Genomic DNA, 2,379 nt, shown 5'->3' with positions numbered 1-2,379 from the left:
CGCACCGCCCGCGAGAACATCGACGACCTCTGCGACGAAGGCAGTTTCGTCGAGTACGGCGCGTTGGCGATCGCCGCGCAACGCACTCGCCGCCCGGTTGAGGACCTGGTGCAGCGCACCCCGGCCGACGGGCTGATCGCCGGAGTGGGCAGGGTCGGCGGCAACGAGTTCGGCGAGAGCTCCCGCGTCGTGGCGATGTCCTACGACTACCTGGTGCTGGCCGGAACCCAGGGCCAGCGCGGGCACGCCAAGAAGGACCGGCTGTTCGAGCTGGCCGAGCGTTCGCGGCTGCCGGTGGTGCTGTTCGCCGAAGGCGGCGGTGGCCGTCCCGGCGACACCGACGGCGCCGGGGTGACCGGGCTCGACAGCTCGGCGTTCGCGCTGTACGCGCAGCTCAGCGGCACGGTTCCGCTGGTGGGCATCGCCTCGGGCCGCTGCTTCGCGGGCAACGCCGCGCTGCTGGGCTGCTGCGACGTGGTGATCGCGACACCGGAAGCCTCGATCGGGATGGGCGGCCCGGCGATGATCGAAGGCGGCGGGCTCGGCGAGTTCTCCCCGGACGAGGTCGGCCCGGCCGAGGTGCAGCGCGCCAACGGAGTGATCGACGTTGCGGCCGCCGACGACGCGGACGCGGTCGCGCTGGCACGCAAATACCTGTCCTACTTCCAAGGCGACCTCGCCGACTGGGAGGCGCCGGACCAGCGCGCGCTGCGCCACGCGATACCGCAGAACCGGCTGCGGGTCTACGGCATGCGTCAGGTCGTGCACGGGCTGGCCGATGCGGATTCGGTGCTGGAGCTGCGCGGCGACTTCGGCCACGGCGCGATCACCGCGCTGGCCCGGGTCGAGGGGCGCCCGCTGGGCGTCATCGCCAGCAACCCCGCCCACCTCGGAGGCGCGATCGACTCCCCGGCCGCGGACAAGATCGCCCGGTTCCTGCAGCTGTGCGACGCCTACGGGTTGCCGGTGCTGTCGCTGTGCGACACGCCGGGGTTCATGGTCGGCCCGGAAGTCGAGAAGACCGCCGCGGTGCGCCACGTCAGCCGGATCTTCGTCAACGCCGCGAACCTGACGGTGCCGTTCGGGACCATCGTGCTGCGCAAGGGCTACGGGCTCGGTGCGCAGGCGATGGCCGCGGGCGGGTTCGGGCGGCCGCGGTTCATCGTGGCGTGGCCGACCGGCGAGTTCGGCCCGATGGGGCTGGAAGGCGCGGTCCGGCTCGGCTACCGCAAGGAACTGGACGCGATCACCGATCCCGAGCGGCGCAGGCAGCGGTTCGCCGAGATGGTCGCCGCCGAGTACGAGCGCGGCAAGGCCACCAACGTGGCTTCCGCGTTCGAGATCGACGACGTCATCGACCCGGCCGAGTCGCGTCGCTGGATCACCGCGCTGCTCACCGCCGAGCGTGGACACGGCGGCACCCGGTCGTGCGTGGACACGTGGTGACCGTCCGGCGGTGGATGCGTCAGCGTGCGACCTGAGCACCCACCCCTTTCCGGTCGGCTCCACCGGACAAGTCCAGAATCAGCGTCGGGAGGGGCAACGCCATGACGATCACGGTCCGCCGATCCGGCCCTGCCGACCGCCCGGCGATCCTTTCGCTGCTGGACGCCGCCCGCGGCGACGAGCTGTCTGCAGCGCAGCGGGCCGAGCGCGGTTTCGTGCAGGGCACCTTGGACGAGCAGCTACTCGCCCGGTTCCAGGCCGATCTCGGCGTGTTCGTCGCCGAGGACGGCGGCGTGCTCGCCGGTTTCGCCGTGACCACCGAACCGGACGTGGTCACCGGTGGCCCGCCGGTGCCGACCGTGGCCACGGCCCGGCAGAACCTGGCGGCCTCGACGCGGTTCTTCCTCTACGGCCCGGCCGCGGTGGACCGGCGTTTCCAGGGGCGCGGGGTGCTGACGATGCTGCTGGCCGGGCTCAGCCGGGAACTCTCCGGCCGGTTCGATCGAGGTGTGGCGTTCGTACAGGCGGCGAACGAGAAGTCGCTCGCGGTGCACCGCCACTACGGCATGAGCGAGATCGGGCGGTTCGACCACCGCGGCAGCGACTACCGAGTGTTCGCGTTCGACCCGGCGAAGTTCGCCACTCGATGATCGACGTCGAAACCCGGTGGACCCGGAGCCGACCGGCCGAGCCGATTTTCCGCACCGCCGGTGGGCTCGCGCCACGCGGTCCGCGAGAGGCAGGTCGAGCGGGAGAACCCCTCACGCGTCGGTGCGGATCACGACCTCCAGAGTGCGCGGGCCGTGCACGCCTTCGACCCGGTCGAGCTCGATGTCCGAGGTGGCCGACGGGCCGCTGATCAGCGTCGTCGGACGTTCCGGCACCAGCAGCGCGACCGCTTCGGGCACCCCGGCCACCACCGAGGACGCGTCG

3 protein-coding genes are annotated in these 2,379 nt (G+C 72.0%); 2 read left to right on the top strand and 1 reads right to left on the bottom strand.

All coding sequences use genetic code 11. The features are described 5' to 3' along the window. Positions 1–1,446 (top strand): acyl-CoA carboxylase subunit beta (locus tag IJH84_RS27755; protein ID WP_295150850.1); only part of this gene is annotated, 1,446 nt, incomplete at its 5' end. Positions 1,447–1,547: 101 nt separating this feature from the next. Further along, on the top strand, positions 1,548–2,096 hold the full coding sequence (locus tag IJH84_RS27750) for a GNAT family N-acetyltransferase (protein ID WP_295150848.1): 549 nt from the start codon (positions 1,548–1,550) through the stop codon (positions 2,094–2,096). A 111-nt stretch (positions 2,097–2,207) separates the two neighbouring features. Here the strand turns inward: IJH84_RS27750 and IJH84_RS27745 are convergent. Beyond that, positions 2,208–2,379 (bottom strand): LUD domain-containing protein (locus IJH84_RS27745; protein ID WP_295150852.1); only part of this gene is annotated, 172 nt, incomplete at its 5' end.

It is taken from the genome of Saccharopolyspora sp., assembly GCF_017434145.1.
Classification (GTDB): domain Bacteria; phylum Actinomycetota; class Actinomycetes; order Mycobacteriales; family Pseudonocardiaceae; genus Saccharopolyspora_C; species Saccharopolyspora_C galaxeae.
The sequence above is the reverse complement of the archived record's forward strand: the minus strand, read 5'-3'. Positions and strand labels throughout refer to the sequence as shown.

Bases quoted from the DNA above. Each gene is read 5' to 3' on its own strand.
- IJH84_RS27750 (WP_295150848.1), top strand. From the start codon at position 1,548: ATGACGATCACGGTCCGCCGATCCGGCCCTGCCGACCGCCCGGCGATC.